Source organism: Streptomyces sp. SBT349, from assembly GCF_001083795.1.
Lineage (GTDB): Bacteria > Actinomycetota > Actinomycetes > Streptomycetales > Streptomycetaceae > Streptomyces.
Genome location: NZ_LAVK01000598.1, coordinates 1 through 3,264, shown reverse-complemented (window position 1 = coordinate 3,264; position 3,264 = coordinate 1). Strand labels below are relative to the sequence as shown.

At 68.6% G+C, this 3,264-nt stretch carries 1 protein-coding gene and 1 pseudogene; both read right to left on the bottom strand.

The genetic code is table 11. From position 1 onward, the window contains the following. Window positions 1-1,045 (bottom strand): annotated as a pseudogene (locus ADY01_RS38760) (acyltransferase domain-containing protein); the annotation flags it as partial. Window position 1,046: 1 nt separating this feature from the next. After that, window positions 1,047-3,264: type I polyketide synthase (locus ADY01_RS40100; RefSeq protein WP_049580877.1), on the bottom strand; the 2,218-nt coding region annotated here is incomplete at both ends.

Genomic DNA, 3,264 nt, shown 5'->3' with positions numbered 1-3,264 from the left:
AGCCGCGATCTCACCCTGCGAATGACCCACCACCGCATCCGCCACCACACCCACCGACGACCACACCGCAGCCAGACCCACCATCACCGCAAAACTCGCAGGCTGCACCACATCCACACGCTCCAACAGCGCAGCCGGAACATCCCCCCGCAACACATCCACCAACGACCAATCCACCCACCGCTCCAACGCCACCGCACACTCCCCCACCCGCTCCGCGAACACCGGCGAAGAATCCAGCAATTCACGCCCCATACCGGCCCACTGCGAACCCTGCCCCGGAAACACCAAAACCGTCCGCCCCGCACCCACGGCCGACGACAACCCGCCAGTCACCACACCACGATGAGACTCACCCCGCGCCAACGCACCAAGCCCCGCCAACGCCTCAGCACGCGAACCCACCACCACCGCACGCTCAGACAACACCGCCCGCCGAGCAACCAACGCCGCGGCCACGTCCGGCAGCGTGCCCGCGTTCTCCGCGACGAACGACACCAACCGCTCCGCCTGCCCCACCAGGGATCCCGCCGAGGCGGCGGACACGACCAACGGCACCACACCATCGCCGACGTCCACCATCGACTCAGACACAGACTCCACCGGCGTCACGGGCCGGTCTTGCGGGGCCTGCTCCAGGATCAGGTGCGCATTCGTCCCACTGACACCGAAGGACGACACACCAGCACGGCGGGGCCGGCCGGTGTCGGGCCACTCCCGGGACTCGGTCAGCAGCTCGACCGCACCCGCCGTCCAGTCCACCTTCGCCGACGGGACATCGACATGCAGCGTCGCCGGCATCACGCCGTGCCGCAGCGCCTGCACCATCTTGATCACACCAGCCACACCCGCCGCCGCCTGGGTATGACCGATGTTCGACTTCAACGACCCCAGCCACACCGGCCGGTCCTCGGGCCGGCCCTGCCCGTACGTGGCGATCAGCGCCTGCGCCTCGATCGGATCACCCAGAACCGTCCCCGTCCCATGCCCCTCCACCACATCCACATCCGCCGTCGAAAGCCCCGCATTGGCAAGCGCCTTACGANTCGATGTGCGGCGAGGGCTCCTCGGCATGCAGGGTCTTGGGCAGCAGGCCATGGCGCATCGCCATCACCATCTTGATCACACCCGCCACACCCGCAGCCGCCTGCGCATGCCCGATGTTCGACTTGATGGACCCCAGCCACAACGGCCCACCGTCCGCCCGATCCTGACCGTACGTCGCCAGCAACGCCTGCGCCTCGATCGGATCACCCAGCGACGTCCCCGTACCGTGCGCCTCCACCGCATCCACATCACCCGGCGCGAGGCCAGCATTGGCAAGCGCCTGCCGGATCACCCGCTGCTGCGACGGACCATTCGGCGCCGTCAAACCATTCGACGCACCATCCTGATTCGTAGCGGTACCCCGCACCACCGCCAGCACCTCATGACCGTTCCGCCGGGCATCCGACAGCCGCTCCACCAGCAGCACACCCACACCCTCGGACCACCCCGTCCCATCGGCAGCCGCCGAAAATGCCTTGCATCGCCCATCCGGCGCCAGGCCCCGCTGCCGACTGAACTCGACGAACATGCCAGGGGTCGCCATGACAGTGACGCCGCCCGCCAGCGCCATCGAACACTCACCACTCCGCAACGCCTGCACCGCCAGATGCAACGCCACCAACGACGACGAACACGCCGTATCCACCGTGACCGCCGCACCTTCCAGGCCGAAGGCATACGCCACACGGCCCGAGGCAACGCTGTTGGTGCGGCCGGTGAGCACGAAACCTTCGGAGTCCTCCGAGCCTTCGTGCAGGCGTGCGCCGTAGTCCTGTTCCACCGCGCCGATGAAGACGCCTGCCTGCGTCCCGCTCAGCGAGGTGGGATCGATGCCCGCGCGTTCGAACGCCTCCCAAGCGGTCTCCAGCAGCAGCCGCTGCTGTGGATCCATCGCCAGCGCCTCACGCGGGCTGATGCCGAACAGCTCCGGGTCGAAGCCCCCGGCGTCGTAGAGGAATCCTCCGTGTCGGGTGTAGCTCGTGCCAGAGCTGTCGGGGTCGGCGTCGTAGAGGCGGTCGATGTCCCAGCCACGGTCGGAGGGGAAGCCGGAGACGGCATCGCCCCCCTCACGGACGAGCTGCCAGAGGTCTTCGGGTGAACCAATGCCACCCGGATATCGGCAGGCCATGGAGACGATGGCGATCGGTTCGTCCGCCCGCCCTGTGGACGGTTCCATCTCTCCGGTCGCGTCTGCGAGACCCAGCGCCTCGGCGCGGATGTGCTCAGCCAGAGCCGTGGGGGTCGGGAAGTCGAACAGGAGGGTGGCCGACAGCGGAAGGTCCGTGAAAGTGGCCAGACTGGTGCGGAGTTCTACGGACATCAACGAGTCGAACCCGAGGTCCCGCCACGTGCGCGAGGCCTCAACGTCGTTCGGCGAGCCAAGGCCGAGCACACCTGCCGCGCAACTGCCGATCCAACTCAACGCTGCGCGCAGTTGTTCGGCTTCCGAGAGCCCTTCGAGCTCTTCACGGCGACGCGAGGACGGTGCTGCTGGCTCGGTGCCTCCTGCGGCAGCGCGTTGAGGAGCGGTGGCATGCGTCGCCCGGTGCCGGGGTTCTGCCGCGCTCTCGTCCAGCCAGTAGCGTTGGTGTTGGAAGGCGTAGGTGGGTAGGTCGATGCGGCGGGCGCCGCTCCCGGCGAAGACGGCGTTCCAGTCCGGCTGGACCCCCGCGACGTAGGCCTGTGCCAGGGCGGTGGTGAACGCCTCTGCCTCGGGGTGTCGGGTGCGGGTGCTGGGGATGACCGCCATCACGGCCGGATCGGGAGCCGTCTCCCGGACCATGGCCGTCAGCACACCCCGCGGCCCGATCTCGATGACCTTGCCCACCCCATGCTCAACCAGCCAGCCCGCGACCCGGTCGAACCGCACCGCACACCGCGCCTGCTCCACCCAGTAGCTTGCACCCCACTGCTGTTCCTGCATGATCTCGCCGGTCACGCCCGAGATCACCGGGATACGGCCCGGCCGGTGGGTGACACCGGCGATCTCCTCCGCGAACGCCTCCAGCATCGGCTCCACCAGCGGGGTGTGGAACGCCCGGGACACCTCCAGCCGCCGACACCGCACCCCGTCCGTTTCCAGAACCGCCGTCAGGTCCTCGACCGCGCCCGGCTCCCCGGCCACCACCACCGAGGCCGGACCATTCACCCCCGACACCCACACCCCACCGTCACTACTACTGGAAGCCCGCCACTGCTCGATGGCCTGCTCCACCC